The sequence below is a fragment of the Geobacillus sp. TFV-3 genome (genome assembly GCF_009901865.1).
Classification (GTDB): Bacteria; Bacillota; Bacilli; order Bacillales; family Anoxybacillaceae; genus Geobacillus; species Geobacillus thermoleovorans_A.
The window spans coordinates 1,657,120-1,674,278 of the sequence record NZ_MPSP01000001.1 but is presented as its reverse complement, the minus strand read 5'-3'; the positions used below and the strand labels follow the sequence as shown (position 1 = coordinate 1,674,278).

The following is a 17,159-nucleotide window of genomic DNA, read 5'->3' as shown; positions in this document are numbered from 1 at the left end:
CACAAAAAAGCTGTCCCCTCACAAAGCAGGGACAGCTTTTTCCATGCCAAGCCGTTATTCCACCTCAAGCGCCGAGCGCAAAAACTCGGGCAAGGCGAAACATTGACGGAAGACCGCATCATTGACGTATTTCGTGTCGTTTGGAATGGTTGTTTGCGCCGGAAGCACCAGCGGCCGTTTCGAGCCGATCGTAAAGCTCCACAGTCCGCCTGGATACGTCGGCACCACAGCGGTGTACACAAGCACATGCGGGAACAGTTCGCGAATGTTGCGGTACGTCCGTTTCAAAATATCCAAGTGGAAAATCGGCGACTGGCTTTGGCAGACCATCAGCCCGTCTGCTTTCAACGCGCGATGGACGTTGGCGTAAAACTCCGGTGAAAACAAGGCTTCCGCTGGGCCGACTGGGTCGGACGAGTCGATCATAATGACGTCGTAGACGTTTTCTTTCCCTTGTACAAACACGACGCCATCATCATATACAAACCGCACGCGCGGGTCCGATAAGTTGCCGGAGACGGCTGGCAAATGCTCTTTGCACGCCCGGACGACTTTTTCGTCGATTTCCACCATGTCAATGGCTTCAAGATGAGCGTATTTCGCCGTCTCACGAGCTGCGCCGCAGTCGCCGCCGCCGATGATGAGCACCCGCTTCGCTTCCGGATGAAACTGCAGCGGCACGTGCGAAATCATTTCGTTATAAATATGGCCGTCAATCGAGGTTGTTTGCACGACGCCATCGAGTACGAGCATGCGGCCGAAATCGTACGAATCCAAAATCATCACATGCTGGTACTCGGACGGCTCGGCAAAAATCACCTCTTTGATTCGATAGCTGATTTTTAAGTTGTCGCGATCATCTTCGGTGAGCCAAAGCTCTCCATTGTCCATATGCAAGTAAGGTGGCAAAGCGTTTCCTTCGTGTTTCATTGTGACCTCCTTCAGTCATGCAGATGTTTTCACACCTTTCTAATCTTAATATATTCTTCGTCTTGTGGCAAACAAAGGGGATGTGATCGACCGGTGCCGGACGTATTGCCCATGGTTTTCGACTGGTTTCGTTTTTTAACTAATGATCCGTATTACCGCCACATCACGCGCAAAGGACGTCATCGATTTCACATCATCCCGCGTCTTCCTTCCGTAGAGCGATGCTTAACACCAAAAAACTCTCCAGCTTATAATAGCCGGAAAGTTTTTTTCTCAACCACGCCGCTCTTTCAATAAAGAACGAAGCGACGCTCGGTTTTCAAGCAAATCAGCGAGCGTATACGCATCCAGCACACGCAAAAACGCCTCTAACGCCTCGTGAAGTGCGAAGCGAAGCCGACATACCGGCGTTAAGACGCACTCATTGCCGTGGGCGGCAAAACACTCGACAAGCGACAAGTTTTCCTCCGTTTCGCGAACAACCGCGCCGATGACGATCTCCTCGGGGCGTTTCGCAAGGCGGATTCCGCCGTTGCGCCCACGGATCGTTTCAATGTAGCCGAGTTTGCCAAGCTCATGAACGATTTTGCTTAAATGATGCTCTGAAATGGAAAAGGCAGCGGCAATGTCTTTGATGTTCGTTTTTTCTTCTTCATCAAGCGCTCCTAAAAACAAGAGGACGCGCAAGGCATATTCCGTATAGTTCGTCAACTGCATCGTGATTCACAACCTTTAAGCGACATTCTTGGTCCCATTGTACCACACCTGATTCGAACGGAGAATTGTGAACAATTTATTAAAGATGTATTTGAAATATTGCTTTTTCGAAGTGCTCATGCTTGAATAAAAGATGTATTAAAAATACATGTTTTGCAAGGGGATGAAATCATGACAACGACAACGAAATTGCATCCAAAAACAATTGAAATTGTGAAATCAACAGTGCCTGTCTTGGAAACACATGGCGAACAAATTACGAAGCGGTTTTATGAACTCATGTTTTCCAATCATCCGGAACTGCTCAATATTTTCAACCACGCCAACCAAAAGCAAGGGCGGCAGCAACGCGCCTTGGCCGCAGCCGTGTATGCGGCAGCGCGCTATATCGACCAGCTTGATGCTATTTTGCCGGTTGTGCGGCAAATCGGCCATAAACACCGCAGCTTAGGAATCAAACCAGAACAATACCCGATCGTCGGAAAGCATTTGTTGCTGGCGATCAAAGACGTGCTCGGCGACGTTGCCACCGACGAAGTGATCACGGCTTGGGCGGAAGCATATGAAGCCATTGCGTCCGTTTTCATTCAAGTGGAAAAAGAGCTCTACGATGAGGCAGCGGCCAAACACGGAGGCTGGCGTGACTTTCGCCGATTTGTCGTCGTGAGAAAGGTGAAAGAAAGCGGCGTCATTACTTCATTTTATTTGGAGCCGGAAGATGGCAAAGCCATCAGTGATTATTTGCCGGGTCAATACGTGAGCGTCAAACTGTCGATTCCGGGCGAGACGTATACGCATATTCGCCAATACAGCTTATCGGATGCTCCTGGAAAAGGGTATTACCGCATCAGTGTCAAACGGGAAGCAGCCACAGCGGACAAGCCGGCCGGCATCGTTTCCAACTATTTGCATGATCATGTCCAAGAGGGCGATGTGCTTGAGCTTAGCGCTCCAGCCGGCGATTTTACGCTTGATTTGTCCAAAGCGACGCCAGTTGTGTTCATCAGCGGCGGCGTCGGCATCACTCCGCTTTTGAGCATGGCGCATACGTTGGCCATTCGCCAACCGACCCGCCCAGCGGCGTTTTTGCATGCTGCTTTGAATGGACGCGTGCACGCGTTTGATGAAGAGCTTCGGATGTTGGCGGAACGCCCGTCATTTTCTTACCGTATTTGTTACGAGTCGCCATCCGATGAGGACCGCCGCCATCCGCATTTTGACAAAGAAGGGCGGATCGACCTTGCATGGATGCAATCCGTGATCCCGACGAAAGACGCAGACTTTTATTTCTGCGGCCCGGTGCCGTTTATGAAATCCGTCTATCGCGCCCTAAAACAATGGGGTGTGCCAGAGGAGCACATCCATTACGAATTTTTCGGCCCGGCCGGTGATTTGACGAAAGACTGAGAGAGGTTTTTCACTTGCCAGGGGGCTGACCCAAAAGGGTAATTTCCCTTAACAAAAACACAACATATTGTTTCTTAATGATTGCTTTATACCTATATACGGTAATAAGAAAAGGGAGTCCCGATCCTTTTGGGACACCCTCTTTTGTTATCTCCCTGTTGGCAAGTTCATGAATTTTTTGTATGATGAATTGCAAGAAAAGCAAGAAAAGGGAGAGACAACGCATGACGACATTTCGCCAACATCGCTGGCAATCATTTTTGCAAGGTTGTGAGCAGCGCGCTCGAATCCTGATTTCCTGCCCCGATCGCCCGGGCATCGTCGCGGCGGTGACGTCGTTTCTGTACAAACAGGGAGCGAATATCGTTGAATCGAGCCAATACTCGACCGATCCTGAGGGAGGAACGTTTTTTATCCGCTTGGAGTTCGATTGCCCGAACATCGCCGAGCGAAAAGAAGAGATCGAAGCGGCGTTTGCCCCGATCGCTGCTGAATTTGAGATGCATTGGCAGCTTCGGCTGCACAACGACATCCGACGGATCGCTATTTTTGTCTCCAAAGCCGAGCATTGCCTGCTTGAGCTTCTTTGGCAATGGCAGGCGGGAGAGCTGATCGCCGACATCGCCCTTGTCATCAGCAACCACCCCGACTTGCGCGAGACGGTCGAGTCATTTGGCATCCCGTACGTGCATATTCCGGTGACGAAAGAAATGAAAGCAGACGCCGAAGCCGAACAAATTCGTCTGCTTCGTGACTATCAGATCGACACCATCGTGCTGGCCCGCTACATGCAAATTTTGTCGCCGACGTTTGTCGCTGAATTTCCGGGGCGGATCATCAACATCCATCACTCGTTTTTACCCGCCTTTATTGGCGCTCGGCCGTACGAGCGGGCGTATGAGCGCGGCGTCAAATTGATCGGCGCGACATCGCACTATGTCACCGATGATTTGGATGAAGGGCCGATCATTGAGCAGGACGTCGCCCGCGTCGACCATCGCCATCATCCGGATGACTTAAAGCGGATCGGCCGACTAATTGAAAAAACAGTGCTCGCCCGGGCGCTTCGGTGGCATTTGGAAGACCGGGTCATCATCCACGGCAATAAAACGATCGTGTTTTATTGAAACCAAGCGGGAGAGGATTTTTCCTTTCCCGCGTGATATAATGAAAACAAGCAGGAGTTCGCGGCCAAAAGAGCGAAATTCAATCCACAAGGAAGGAGGGGGCAACCCATGGGGGAGAAACGGACGCCCAGCGGTTTTCTGTTAAAACAACGTGCGTTTTTAAAATTGTATTTGATTACGCTCACCGAACAGGAGCGGCTCTACGGGCTAAAGCTGCTTGATGTATTGCGCCAAGAGTTCAAGCCGTTCGGCTACCGGCCGAACCACTCCGAAGTGTATAAGGCGCTGCATGATTTGATCGAGGACGGCATTTTGCAACAAGTGAAGCGAAAAAAAGAAGGGATGAAGTACCAAGAAGTCGTCTACTATCGGTTTGCCGAGGGTGGGGAAGAAAAGGCGAAATTGTACAAACGCCAGCTGAAGGCGGAACTGGACCGGTGCGCGGCGCTCATTCGCAAGGCAATTGAGGACAACTTCGGTTGAGAGCGCCTCGTTTTGTCTTTTTCTTTGTTATATTTACATAATATATTTATGGTTTAATTCTTTTGTTTTGCGTCCCGCGGGGTGATCTAGTAGAATGAGAGGGGAAGATCGCCACAGAGAGGAAGGCAGAAGATGGGAACATGGCCGTTGACGGTCACGAAAGAAATGGAAAAGCGAAAAGAACTGTTCCGCCGCGATCCGGATCGCGCGTTGATTGGAGCGGGCGGGTACAAGGCGGCAGATGAGGCGATCGTGCACGATGCCGCCATTGCGCTCGCACTTGGGAAAAACGTGCTCTTAAAAGGCCCGACCGGATCGGGAAAAACGCGGCTTGCTGAGACGTTGTCCGCTTTGTTTGGTCAACCGATGCACAGCATCAACTGTTCCGTGGACTTGGACGCCGAAGCATTGCTCGGTTTTAAGACGATCGTGCACAAAAACGGCCAGGCGGTGATCGAGTACGTGCCCGGACCAGTCATCCAGGCGATGACAAAAGGGCATTTGCTATACATTGACGAAATTAATATGGCGAAACCAGAGACGCTGCCGATTTTAAACAGCGTCCTTGACTACCGGCGGCGGCTCACGAATCCGCTCACCGGCGATGTCGTGCAGGCGAAACCAACATTTGGCGTCATCGCCGCGATCAATGAAGGCTATATTGGCACCGTACCGCTCAATGAGGCGCTCAAAAACCGGTTTGTCGTCATCAATGTGCCGTATGTGCAAGGAGAAACATTAAAATCGGTATTGTTGGCGCAAACTACATTAACGGATGAAACGTTGATCGATCGTTTCGTCGCCTTGTCGGCTGATCTGCTTGCGCAAGTGCGAAACGGACAAATCGCCGAGGAAGCGGCTTCGGTGCGCGCTTTGTTGGATGCGTGCGATTTGGCGGCGTACATGCCGCCATTGCGGGCCATTGAACGAAGCATCGTCGATAAGCTCGACGATGAACGTGAACGGGCCGCGGTGCGCAACATCGCTGAAACGTGGTTTGACGAATAGGAGGCTGCATATGGAACGGTTTATGATGTTCAATGACCGAACGGTCGATTCGAGTTTGGTCATGCAGCTTTCTGACCTCGCCCAAACGCTCATGCGCCGCCGCGACGTTGCCATCCAGTTCGCCGCCCATTCCGGCGTGCATTCTGCCAAGCCGGTCGTTTACGTCAGCCATTTTTGGTATGGGTATCCGCCATTGGAGCGGGAAACGGCAATGAAAACCGATGTCGGCTTGCGCATCATCGGCACGCGGCGGCATACCGACCTATCGGCGGTCCGCGCCTTCCGACATGCGGTGGAATCCAGACCGCTCTCCAAGCTTTCCAAACAGCTGTTTACATTCGCTGAAGATCTTCGCTTGGAAGCCGTCTGCGAGCGGGAACGTCCCGGGATGAAGCGATGGTTCCGCACGCGCCGCCGCTTGTACCGCCGCTACTTCACTCAGCAATGGCAAGCGAATCGAACGCGCGGCGCTTGGGCTGATCAGTTTTTGGCGGCCATGTATTTGCGGCTCACGGCCGATTCGCCGCTTGATGATGCGCCGCTGGCTCCAATGGCGGATGAAGCGGTGCAGGCGCGCCTCGAAACGTTATGGCCGCAATTTTTTGATGCTTCCTCGACAGCCGACGTGGCGGACTGGGCGTTTGCTGTTGTGGAACTGATGGAGGGCGTGCTGCCTCATGATATGGTCAATGCCTATACATCGCTGCCAATCGTCGAGGATGATGCGGACGAGAAAACGATGACGCTTCAAGATCTCAAACGGACCAACCCATTGGAAAACCGCGATGCTATTCAAGAGGCAGATGGAGAGGCCAAGCGGGAAGTGCTGCCAACGTGGCATCGGGAAACGAGCCGGGCGGGCGGAAGCTTTCTCCGCTTTGAGCTCGAACGAGGTAGCCGCACCGAGATCATCAGCGATGAGGCGAGGCCGGGTGAAGACGGCGATCAGGCATTGGCCGTTGTGCAAGGAACATCCCGGCCGACGGCGCGAAACGAGTATGGCCTTGAGGCACAGACGGCTTCCAGCGACGCTCCGCCGGCCGGAAACGGCGCTCCGCACGGCCAAACCAACCGCCATGCCGAGATCGTGCTGCTTCCTTCTCCGCCGCCAAGCTTTGCGCATCTTGAGCAATACCGCGCCAAACAGGCGGCGGTGGCGCCGTACCGAAAACGGCTTGTACGCATCATGGAACAATGGCTTGAACACAAGCGCTCCGCTTGGCGCACGAACTTGCCCGCCGGGCAGCTGCGCAAGCAATTGGTGCCATTTTTCACCGACGAGCGCCCGCGTTTATTTTACAAAAAAAGTGAGCCGACGCGGCAGTTTGATGCGGTATTCGGCCTGCTGGTCGACTGCTCGGCTTCGATGCACGACAAAATGGAGGAGACGAAAACCGGGCTCGTTCTTTGCCATGAAGTGCTGAAAACGTTGCGCGTGCCGCACCAAATTGTCGGATTTTGGGAAGATGCGAACGAAGCAACCGCTTCGCGTCAGCCGAACTATTTGCAGCTGGCGGTCTCATTCCGCCGCTCGCTTGAGCCATCGAGCGGTCCGGCGATTCTACAACTCGAGCCGCATGAAGACAACCGCGACGGCTTGGCTATTCGCTGGATGACCGAACAGCTCCTCAAGCGCCCGGAAGCGCAAAAAGTGCTGCTCGTCTTCTCTGACGGCGAACCCGCCGCGTACGGATATGAACAAAACGGCATCATCGATACGCACGAAGCAGTCGCCGAAGCGCGCCGCCGCGGCATTGAGGTCGTCAATCTCTTTTTAGGCCACGGGGCCGACGATGAGCAGACGCGGCGGACGATTGAAAACATCTATGGCCGTTTCCGTGTCTTTGTTCCGCATGCAGGCGAGTTGCCGGATCGGCTGCTTCCGCTCTTGAAAACGTGGCTGCAAAAAAGTTTGTGACAAAAAGGTGGGACCCCATGATCAAATTATTCACTGACAGCGATCTAGACGGCATCGGCTGCGGATTGCTCGCGAAGCTGGCGTTTGCCGAAGTGAACATTTCGTTTTGTTCCTATCGCAATTTGGATGAACGAGTCGTCCAATTCTTGCAAAGCAACGAAGCCAACGGCGCCATGCTGTTTATCACCGACTTGGCCGTCGGCAAGGAAGTGGAACAGCAACTCGCCGAACGGGCGGCGCGCGGCGGCCATGTGCAAGTAATCGACCACCACGTGACGGCGCTTCATTTCAATGGCTACCCATGGGGACAGGTGGTGCCCGTGAGGGATGATGGCAAAAAGACGTGCGCCACCTCGCTCTTTTACGACTATCTCGTCCGCGAGGGAAAACTCGCACCGAATGAAACGCTAGATGTGTTCGTCGAGCTCGTCCGCCAATACGACACATGGGAATGGGAAGAGAACGGGAATTCGCAAGCGAAGCGGCTGAATGATTTGTTGACGATTTTAGGGCTTGACGGCTTTTGGGAGACGATGAGCGAGCGGCTCGCTTCCGGCGAACCGTTCGCTTTGACGGAAACGGAAGAGCTGCTTTTGGATATGGAAGAAAAGAAAATTCAACGCTACATTCGACAAAAACAAAAGCAGCTCGTCCAGCGCTGGCTTGGAAACTATTGCATCGGCGTTGTGTTTGCCGAACGCCATTTGTCGGAATTGGGCAATGCGTTATCCAAGCGTTATCCTCATCTTGACTTGATTGCTTTAGTCAACATGGGGACGAAACATATTGGCTTTCGCACCATTCATGATGACGTCAACGTCGCTGAGTTTGCCCAACAATTCGGCGGCGGCGGTCATCCGAAGGCGTCCGGCTGTTTGATCGATGATATAACATTTCCGCTGTTTGTCGTCGAGACGTTCCCGCTTCTGCCGGTATACGGCGATGCGGAACAAAACCAATTGAATAAAAAAGACGAGGTCGAAGGAGCGTTTTGGACAAATCACCATGGCCAATGGTGGCTGAGTCGCAAAACTGCTCACGGTTGGAACGTGTATGCCGATAGGGGAGAGACCCATACGTTCCCAGAGGAAATCGCCGGCGAACGCTGGCTGAAGCGGCAGTTTGCCGCTGGCCTTGCCCATGATGCAGCCGTGCTCGACTTTTTAAGCGTTCGGCTCGGACGAGACAAAGATGCCATTCAAGCCGACTATAAAGCGGCCGTCAAACAATACAAGCAACAAACCGGCATTGAATCATGATGCCGGTTTTCTTATTGGGAGTGGAACGGCCACAGCGCTGACTCGCGCTTTCCGAAGCATTCCGGAAACCGCTTTTTGGCGGCAACGCTGCGCAGAAAATGTTAACATAATTGTAACAGTTTTTGTGTTTAGGAAAAACAGTCTTTGATTATAATAAGTACATAGGGAGGTGAAGGTGATGAAACAGTATGTCTTTTCCTTCTACACAGTCCAAGGGAAAACGATTGTGTGGGAAGAGGCTATTCCAGCGTCTGGGATGATGGAAGCCTTTTCAAAAGCCCGGCTGCTTTTGGTGAAGCATAAACAAGAAAAAGGCGTGCCGGTTCGCGTTCGGTATAAAGGCGTCCGCTATCGTCAAACGGATATTGCTTAAACCAAAAGGGAAAGGATGAGATCATGCGGTCCCTGCAGCTGCCGACGCGCAGTGGGTAACGCGCAGCTTCTTGAATGGGAATCAAGAGGCTGCGCGTTTTTATTTTAGGTGGGCGTGTCGATGGGCGTTTTTTTGTTTTGTCTCACTATTATGAGATTACTTGTTATCGAAACAGACCCTTTCACAACTTCTTATAATTTATATTATGTCTACTAGCTAATTTCTGCACAAATGAAGGGTTTCTTCCCTCAAGTGCCCATAAAATCAATTATCCGGAACTTGTTATCCTAAGTTCCTCATAATTTTTTGTGTCTACGAATTATCATCTTTTAAACGAATTATCATTATTTTTTTACCGATTATCATCGGTCGTTGATTATCAGCTGGAGGTGTTTTTATGTTGTTTCGACAAGCTTCCTGGCTTTTTAATCACGTCCCCAGAGGCTCCATGTCAAGTTGTCATTCTCTGCACTTTTCCTTGCAAAACTCTGTATTTTTTCTTTGCAATAAACATATACCTCCACAGTCCTTGGCGGCTTGGGACTTCGTCTTGTTTCGCAGACTCATCCGACTGTGACGGGCTCCGATTGGGTTCGTGTACCTCAGGTCGAGTGTTTGCCTCCAGCTTCCTTCAGATTCCGCCTCACGGCGGACACCCTTGCCTTCAGCTAACGGTAGGCCTCGCCAGCCCCCGTTCGGGACTTTCACCCTATAGCGTCGCACCCATGCCGGGCGTACAAAAAAAGCAAGGAACCTGCCTCGGTTCACTTGCTTTTCGGACGTTTCTTGAAACCGGTCTTATGCGGAGACTTTCTCTTTATTCTCTCCGTTCCCACGACGAAAATGTTGTTTCAAGTACGGAATGGCGAAACGGTCAACGCCCCAATAATAGCTTCCTTTGCCCGTAAAGAGAAGGATCATTTCCAGGGTGTACATAATCGGATTCGTGCTGGTCGTCCCGGCGAGCATAAAGTTCAAGTTCATAAACATCCCTGCGAGCAGGGCCGGAATCGTAGCTGCGCCAAGGATTAAAGCGAGTCCCGCGAGAAATTCGCCGACGGGAATGATAAAGTTGAAAAACCCGACATTCGGCAAAGCGACATGTTCCAGGAAGGCGGCGTACCATCCTTGCACCGCCGGGTGTTCCCCGGTCGCTTTGGCGATGGCCCCTTGCAAAAATCCCGCGTCACATCAAAACCGCCCGCCAATTTATGGAACCCGGAAGTCATCCATTGGATCCCCAACCAAACCCGGATCACCGTCCAAAGGATGCTGGCTTGCGGTGTTTGCCACCATTTCGCTTGCATATCCATTTCCTCCCTCTTCGTTTTTAGTGAAATACTTCACATATTCAATGAAAAAATATTGGAATAAGTCCCCATTTCTTCGATCATATTTGTGAAATATTTCACTATTCTTTCTACTATATAATATAGAGGAAATGTTTGCCGAAAGCAAGACCGTTCATGAATCTTTCACACTTTTCCAGAGAAGGCGGCGCAGGAACGGGCATGGTTCTGTTTTTTGCTGTTCCATCTTGCCGCAGGGGCGGGGCTGGCATCCACCGTCCTCCCCCAAAAAGGATGGACGGGGTGAAATCATGCCTTTAAATACTTCCCCTGTTTGTTCCTTTTCAAAGGCAACGTGGAGTGGAATTTCCCCAAACAGGATAACTTTTTCCAGGGATTTTTAGTTGGCGAGATCGCCGATCCGAAAAACCTTTTTCCGGGCCGGGCGGACGCCGGCCCGGATCGGAAACTTGGAGCTATCTTCCGGGGTTATACAAATAATAATCCTGCACCTGGTACGTCCGAAATCCGCAGGACTCATACAGCCTGATCGCGGGGACATTGTCCTTGTCCACTTCCAGGTAAATCTCGTATCCTTTTTTCCGTTCCGCGGCGAGGAGCTGTTTCAACGCGCTTTTCCCGAGACCTTTCCCCTGCCATTCGGGGAATATGGCAAAGCCGTAAATCCATGCCTCATCGCCTTCATGGTTCACCCGCACTTTTCCGACGATCCGGTTTTCATGTTCGATGACATAAAAATCCTGGGCGGTTTCTTCCCTGATTTCCCGATTGTACCGAACGGCCTCTTCTTCGGTAAATCCGAAGCATTGCACATCGAGCTTCACTTCCGCCTGAAAATCCTCTTCCGTCACGGATGGCCTGAGCACGACCCCGTCAAAGCCGGAGAGTTCCCTGGGCACCCATTTCATCTGGTATTCCGACGAATCGTAAACGCATGGCACCCTTTGCAAAAAAGCCTTCGCCGATAAGGACCCCGCCGGCGCGTTCAATAAAATCTTCGGGAAATGTTCTTCGCAAATCGCCATCGCCTGGCTGAACAGCCGGGAAAAAATCCCCTTCCGCCGATGGGCCGGGTGCACCATGCCGCAAAGTTCCGCCTTGTTTCCGAAAGGGTAAATGCCCAGAAAGGCGATCAGTTCCCCGTCCGCATAATGCAAAAGATCGTATGGGTGGTCATCTTCCCGGTTTCCGAGGACATCCCAATTCAGTTTCAGCTTTATTCCGTCTTCCTTTTCGCACACCTTTTGCAAAAGTTTGATATCCGCCAATTTCCTTTTCACTGCTGAACAACCTCCCGATTTTATCTCGATGATAGCGGCTGGAATCTGTCTGAAGGTCTCCTTTTCCGAAGCCGGATGGGCATTTCCGCCGATGGGTCGGATCATGCCCTCGCATCGGTACCGGAAAGCCGGATTGGCGGCACGCAAGTCCCCCGTCCGTTCCCGGTACAGGTCCCTCCGGTCAGGGCGCATCCCCGGGCTTTTTTCCTTGAAGGACGATCTGGTACATATAGGGGGAATAGGTTTGAATTAATTTTTCCGATACTTCCTTTAACACTCCGCCGACGTAATGATACAGGCGGTCTTTGATGTACGGATTGGACGCGATAAAGGGATCCATGTTCATATATTGATCTTTCACCGCAAAGACGACGTGACGAATATTGGCCATCACGATCGTCGACAAACACATGATGCAGGGTTCCACGGTTGTGTATAAAACGCATTCCCTCTCATGTTTTTTTAAAATGAGGCGCATTTATGCATGACGTCAATTTCCGCGTGCAAGATGTAATTATCCGCCGTTTCGATCCGGTTGGAGCCTCTGGAAATGATTTTGTCGCCGTGCACGATCACCGTCCCGACAGGCAAATCCCCCCGTTCACCGGCTTCCTTCGCCTCTTTTAATGCCTCTCTCATAAAAAAATCGTGGTCCAAACCGGAAAAATCGAATATCATGGTTTCCTCCGCAAAAACAGGGTTTTGACGGGAACATCCGTCTTTATCGCTGGCTTTTCGTGAACTCTACAAAAATTCTCCCTTTTTTAATAGAGTGTTTTGCAAAATTTAATTTTCTACAAAAAAATGCTGAGTATAATCAGATGTTTTACTACAATAATTTTGATAAAGTTTAGAAAGGGATCAATCCACAAACTTGAGCATACTAACAGAATTTATGAATTTTTATTATTTTTAAATAGTTACTCCTGAAAAAGTCCTATTTTGGAACATTGCCTCGCCCCTATACTTTTCCAGAGCCGCTCATTTCCCCAATACTTTCTTATCGGGCCGCCTTGGCGAGCATTTTGGCCGCCCTGTCCAGGTTGTGGGTCAGGATTCCAAACCCAACCCAGCTTTTGGAGCCGACAAGCCCCCGATACCTGCTGCGGCCTAAACCGTACTTTCGCTTGAGAAGGCTGAGCGTGATGGCTGCTTGAAGCCGCTCTTTGCTTTGCTACGCAATCCGTTTGCTGTTGTTCTGCATTTTCTCAATAACCGCATTAGCTTTGTCGATCACGGCTTCCGACACTTCAATCACACGTTCGGTGATGCGGTCGACTTCTTCCCAAGACTCCCGGCTGCGGCGACGAAGCACCTTGGCGATGGATAAAATTTTCTCTTTGATCTCGCCGGTACGGTCTTCAAATCCTTGCACGGCATGGGAGGCGGCTTTGCGAATTTTGCGCACCAGACGGGTGATGACGCGGACGCCATCCTGCAAGAGTGTTGCGTCGGTCGGGTGATGAATGTCGGATTCGACGACAGTGGTGTCCGTACGCAGTTTACGATGTTTCAATACTTCTTTTTCCTTCAGTTTTTGCAGGAGTGCTTCGTTCAGTTGTACGACGACTTCGTCACCATAGCGTTTGCGGACGTAGATGAGCGTCGAAGGGTCCGGCATCGGTTCATCGATGGCAATCCGGCAGAATAGGCGCCAAGTGATGCTGTCGCCGACCTCTTTGATGAGAGACTCGTAGCCCAGATTATACTTGCGTTTCAGCACCATCAGGCGCAGATATTTCTCGATGGGGTAAGTGGGACGGCTCATGTTCGATTTCGTCGGATGCTTTTCGATAAACGGTTGCAGGAAGCGTTCGTCATCCAACAGTTCATCGATGATCGCCAGCTCCGCAGGCAGTTTCCGAACCTCTTCTGGAAGAATGAAGTCCCAAAGGGTTAATTGCTCGTCGCGAAGTTTCAACATTTTCTTCACCTCGAGGAAGGATTCCCGAGAGGCGATGTTGAACTAACTTCGAAGGAATTCGCCCTCGGGATTTGTTATTCTACACAATAACCATTTCCATTCAAGGCTGCGAATTCCTTCTTGTTTTGTTCAAAAACCCTGACTTTTTCAGGGGAAACTATGTAGGGATTTGTAATACTTTGTTAAAGGAAACACAAGTATATCCTTCCAGCTTATTTCATCTTTCAAGAAATTTGCAGCGACAACAGGCATCGCGAAACGCGGCATCGCTCCGTCCTCTTTCTACCAATTCCATTTCCTTATCTCCCAATCGCTTGCGTCTCGTTCTTTTCCCAGAACAAGCTGAGCGCCGCTCCATATAACAAATGTCCAAACAGCCAGCAAAACAACGCAGAAACAGAAGTCAATGGCGGTGTCCGCTCCGACAAGGCGGTTGTTGGATAAAGAACAAGGCCAATGAAAAGAGAAGTCCCGATCGTACGCACCATCATTTGCCGGCGCGTCCATTGGTGCTTTGCGGCAACGTATAAAAGAATCGTCGCTAGAATGACCGATATAATCAAGTGAAAAGAGAACTCCACCATTTCCGAAAACGAAAATCGGTTCAAAACAGGAATATAATCGACATTTAACAGCAGCGTATACACATTGATGTTCCAATATATTTCAATCGTTTTGAAAAACAAGCCGAGTATGACGCCAGAAATCACGCCGGCGACACTTCCCTTGACAACGAAACGGGACAAATTCATAACCCAGTCTCCTTTTTCGCTAAAATATACTGAGAAGCAGCGAGGCCAAAATGCAGCTTTTCAAATTTCAAAATAGAAAAAGTTTGCGTTGAACCTTTACTTCCCTTCGAAGACTGTTGCACAATTGTTCTGGACATATACGAAAGCAGCTTGCCAATTCAGCGGCAAGCTGCTTCTTTTCGCCTCGCCGATCAAACCGCGACCGACTCGTTGGTTTGTTTCAAATGAATGTCAAAACGGTCGGCGTTCATCACTTTGACCCAAGCGTTGATAAAGTCGCGGACGAATTTTTCGCGGTTGTCGTCTTGGGCGTAAAATTCCGCGTACGAACGAAGGATTGAGTTGGCCCCGAAAATGAGATCTACCCGGGTCGCCGTCCACCGCACTTCGCCCGTTTGGCGGTCGCGGATTTCATAAATGCCGCCATCGGTCAGCACCCATTCGTAGTTCATATCCACCAAATTGACAAAGAAGTCATTCGTCAGCACCCCGATGCGATCGGTGAAGACGCCGTGAGGCAGATCGCGATAGTTCGCGCCTAACACGCGCAAACCACCAACTAAGACTGTCATTTCTGGGGCGGTCAGCCCAAGGAGCTGCGCTTTGTCAACGAGCAGTTCTTCCGGCGGAACGCTGTACTCTTGCTTTTGATAATTGCGGAAGCCATCTGCGAACGGTTCCAATACCGAAAAGCTCTCGACATCGGTTTGTTCTTGTGTCGCATCGCCGCGGCCGGGGAAAAATGGCACTTTGACATCGAATCCGGCGTCGCGGGCTGCTTTTTCAACCGCAGCGTTGCCCCCCAGCACGATGAGGTCGGCGAGGCTGACTTTTTTCGGCAGTTCGCGTTGAATGTCTTCATACACCGAAAGCACTTTCGCCAATCGTTCTGGTTCGTTCACTTCCCAATCTTTTTGCGGCGCAAGGCGAATGCGGGCGCCGTTGGCTCCACCGCGTTTATCCGAGTTGCGGAACGTGCTCGCTGCCGCCCAAGCGGTCTTGACGAGTTCGCTGACCGTCAGGCCCGAGTTCAAAATCTTCGCTTTGATTTCTTCGATTTCGGCATCGGTCAATTCATAGTCGACCGTCGGAATCGGATCTTGCCAAATGAAATCTTCTTTCGGCACTTCAGGACCCAAGTATCTCGTTTTCGGCCCCATATCGCGATGCGTCAGTTTGAACCAAGCGCGGGCAAAGGCATCCGCAAACTCTTCCGGATTTTGATGAAAGCGGCGGGCGATTTTTTCGTATTCCAGGTCAAACCGCAGCGCCAAGTCGGTCGTCATCATCATCGTCGGAACTTTTTTCGACGGATCCTCGGCATCCGGTGCAAGGTCTTTTTCATTCGGATCGACCGCCATCCATTGCCATGCCCCAGCCGGACTCTTCGTCAGCCACCAGTCATAGCCAAACAGCATGTCGAAATACGATGTATCCCATTGAGTCGGAGTCGGCGTCCAAGCTCCTTCAATGCCGCTTGTGATCGTGTCGCGTCCTTTTCCTTTTCCATACGAGCTGATCCAGCCCAGCCCTTGCGCTTCAATCGGGGCCGCTTCCGGCTCGGGGCCGACGTGCGTGGCCGGGCCAGCGCCGTGTGCTTTGCCGAACGTATGGCCGCCGGCGATCAAGGCGACGGTTTCTTCGTCGTTCATCCCCATCCGTCTGAATGTTTCGCGAATATCGCGGGCCGCCGCCTTTGGATCTGGCTTGCCGTCAGGGCCTTCCGGGTTGACGTAAATGAGCCCCATTTGCACAGCGGCGAGCGGATTTTCGAGTTCGCGATCCCCGCTGTAGCGTTCAGAAGCAAGCCATTCTTTTTCCGCTCCCCAATAAATGTCTTCCTCTGGGTGCCATACGTCTTCTCGGCCGGCGCCAAACCCGATCGTTTTTCCTCCCATCGATTCGATGGCCACATTGCCGGCAAGAATCATCAAGTCAGCCCAAGAAATCTTGTTTCCGTATTTTTTCTTGATTGGCCATAGCAACCGCCGCGCTTTATCCAAATTGGCGTTGTCCGGCCAACTGTTTAGCGGCGCAAAGCGCTGTGTGCCAGTCGACGCGCCGCCGCGACCGTCGCCGATGCGGTACGTTCCCGCTGAATGCCACGCCATGCGGATAAACAACGGCCCGTAATGGCCATAGTCGGCCGGCCACCACTCTTGGCTTTCCGTCATCAACTTGCGCAAATCCTCTTTTAACGCCCAATAGTCCAACTTTTGAAATTCCTCAGCATAATTGAACTCTGCATCATGAGGATTCGTTTTTCGGTCATGTTGATGGAGAATGCTTAAGTTCAGCTGATTCGGCCACCAGTCCTTATTGGTTGTTCTGTTTGAGTTGTGGCTTGTGACACTGCCATGATACGGACATTTAGAGGCATTGTGTTGATTTTGGTTTTTCATTTCCTCTTCCCCTTTCCACTTATCTTCCCAGCTGCTTCCAATCGCAATTGATAATAATTTGTACATTAAAATTATAATAAATTAATATTTAATAGTAAAGGATAAAAAATATTTTTTGCAATCCGTAGTGCTAGTTAAGTTGCAGCTCTTAACCAGCCCGAGAGTCATCAGCGAATACGTCAGCGGGATTTTCCTTTCGAAGTCAGTTCGATTGCACTTTCATTAGAAGAACTGCTAGGCAAGGACTATTTATTCATCCATAGGATGGC

The 17,159-nt window shown here is 51.0% G+C and carries 14 protein-coding genes and 2 pseudogenes; 7 read left to right on the top strand and 9 right to left on the bottom strand.

Translation table 11 applies throughout. The annotated features are described in order from the left end of the window. Nucleotides 1-54: 54 nt before the first annotated feature. Entirely contained in the window at nucleotides 55-930 is an 876-nt protein-coding gene (gene speE / locus BJQ97_RS08550) for a polyamine aminopropyltransferase (protein WP_160156247.1), read from the bottom strand. Nucleotides 931-1,203: 273 nt separating this feature from the next. Further along, on the bottom strand, nucleotides 1,204-1,647 hold the full coding sequence (nsrR, locus tag BJQ97_RS08545; protein WP_160156246.1) for a nitric oxide-sensing transcriptional repressor NsrR: 444 nt from the start codon (nucleotides 1,645-1,647) through the stop codon (nucleotides 1,204-1,206). Nucleotides 1,648-1,818: 171 nt separating this feature from the next. On the opposite strand from nsrR, the gene hmpA reads away from it, so the two are divergent. The 7 genes from hmpA to BJQ97_RS08510 all read left to right on the top strand — a co-directional run bounded on the left by hmpA (nucleotide 1,819) and on the right by BJQ97_RS08510 (nucleotide 9,222). Then, nucleotides 1,819-3,054, top strand: a complete 1,236-nt coding sequence (gene hmpA, locus BJQ97_RS08540; protein WP_160156245.1) for an NO-inducible flavohemoprotein — start codon at nucleotides 1,819-1,821, stop codon at nucleotides 3,052-3,054. Between the two features lie 224 nt (nucleotides 3,055-3,278). Continuing rightward, nucleotides 3,279-4,181 carry a formyltetrahydrofolate deformylase gene (gene purU / locus BJQ97_RS08535; RefSeq protein ID WP_160156244.1) on the top strand — a complete coding sequence of 301 codons (903 nt, stop codon included), beginning with the start codon at nucleotides 3,279-3,281 and terminating at the stop codon, nucleotides 4,179-4,181. Nucleotides 4,182-4,289: 108 nt separating this feature from the next. After that, on the top strand, nucleotides 4,290-4,664 hold the full coding sequence (locus BJQ97_RS08530) for a replication termination protein (protein ID WP_066230806.1): 375 nt from the start codon (nucleotides 4,290-4,292) through the stop codon (nucleotides 4,662-4,664). A gap of 132 nt (nucleotides 4,665-4,796) precedes the next feature. After that, entirely contained in the window at nucleotides 4,797-5,672 is an 876-nt protein-coding gene (locus tag BJQ97_RS08525) for an ATP-binding protein (RefSeq protein WP_044736315.1), read from the top strand. A gap of 10 nt (nucleotides 5,673-5,682) precedes the next feature. Beyond that, nucleotides 5,683-7,590, top strand: coding sequence for a nitric oxide reductase activation protein NorD (locus BJQ97_RS08520; protein ID WP_160156243.1), 1,908 nt, complete (start codon nucleotides 5,683-5,685; stop codon nucleotides 7,588-7,590). A 17-nt stretch (nucleotides 7,591-7,607) separates the two neighbouring features. Next, nucleotides 7,608-8,849, top strand: coding sequence for a DHH family phosphoesterase (locus BJQ97_RS08515; protein WP_160156242.1), 1,242 nt, complete (start codon nucleotides 7,608-7,610; stop codon nucleotides 8,847-8,849). Between the two features lie 178 nt (nucleotides 8,850-9,027). Next, nucleotides 9,028-9,222 (top strand): hypothetical protein, encoded by a 195-nt coding sequence (locus tag BJQ97_RS08510; RefSeq protein WP_160156241.1) that lies wholly within the window; start codon nucleotides 9,028-9,030, stop codon nucleotides 9,220-9,222. A gap of 798 nt (nucleotides 9,223-10,020) precedes the next feature. Here the strand turns inward: BJQ97_RS08510 and BJQ97_RS08505 are convergent. From BJQ97_RS08505 to katG, 7 genes and pseudogenes are all read right to left on the bottom strand, one after another. Then, nucleotides 10,021-10,529, bottom strand: a pseudogene (locus tag BJQ97_RS08505) (DoxX family protein). 458 nt (nucleotides 10,530-10,987) lie between these two features. After that, complete coding sequence (locus BJQ97_RS08500) at nucleotides 10,988-11,812, bottom strand: GNAT family N-acetyltransferase (RefSeq protein WP_236567185.1); 825 nt, start codon at nucleotides 11,810-11,812, stop codon at nucleotides 10,988-10,990. Between the two features lie 181 nt (nucleotides 11,813-11,993). Beyond that, nucleotides 11,994-12,290 carry a deaminase gene (locus tag BJQ97_RS17920; RefSeq protein WP_268892795.1) on the bottom strand — a complete coding sequence of 99 codons (297 nt, stop codon included), beginning with the start codon at nucleotides 12,288-12,290 and terminating at the stop codon, nucleotides 11,994-11,996. Further along, nucleotides 12,275-12,490, bottom strand: coding sequence for a deaminase (locus BJQ97_RS17915; RefSeq protein ID WP_268892794.1), 216 nt, complete (start codon nucleotides 12,488-12,490; stop codon nucleotides 12,275-12,277). The genes BJQ97_RS17920 and BJQ97_RS17915 overlap by 16 nt, the downstream gene beginning before the upstream one ends. A 499-nt stretch (nucleotides 12,491-12,989) precedes the next feature. Then, nucleotides 12,990-13,736, bottom strand: a pseudogene (locus tag BJQ97_RS08485) (transposase); the annotation flags it as partial. Between the two features lie 299 nt (nucleotides 13,737-14,035). Further along, entirely contained in the window at nucleotides 14,036-14,488 is a 453-nt protein-coding gene (locus BJQ97_RS08480; RefSeq protein WP_160156237.1) for a hypothetical protein, read from the bottom strand. A 191-nt stretch (nucleotides 14,489-14,679) separates the two neighbouring features. Continuing rightward, a complete protein-coding gene (gene katG / locus BJQ97_RS08475; RefSeq protein WP_160156236.1) occupies nucleotides 14,680-16,890 on the bottom strand; it encodes a catalase/peroxidase HPI in 2,211 nt (736 codons plus the stop codon). Nucleotides 16,891-17,159: the final 269 nt, after the last annotated feature.